The 271-nt window shown below is 62.4% G+C and carries 1 pseudogene; it reads right to left on the bottom strand.

Annotation, left to right across the window (positions count from 1 at the left end):
* Nucleotides 1–46 precede the first annotated feature (46 nt).
* Nucleotides 47–271 (bottom strand): annotated as a pseudogene (locus R0J88_RS20345) (chorismate mutase AroQ, gamma subclass); the annotation flags it as partial.

Here is a 271-nt window from a genome sequence, read left to right on the forward strand (position 1 = left end):
CTCTTCATTGCAGAGCGTGTGACCGGAGCCTGAGCGAAGCGTCGTCTCAGCCGTTGATCCACTTGTCGAAGATGGCAGCCTGCTCGCCGGTGCCCTGCATCTGGGTCAGCCACTGATCGACGTAGGCCTTCCAGATATTGTCACCCAGCGGCAGCAGATAGCCTTTCTGGGAGAAGGTGAACGGCGAGTCCGGGTGCACGCTGCACAGCTCCGGGTGACGGCTGGCCTGCAGCTGGGTCTCGATGGCGTCGGTGACCATCACATCGGCACG

It is taken from the genome of Pseudoalteromonas sp. SIMBA_162 (genome assembly GCF_046535955.1).
Lineage (GTDB): Bacteria > Pseudomonadota > Gammaproteobacteria > Enterobacterales > Alteromonadaceae > Pseudoalteromonas > Pseudoalteromonas marina.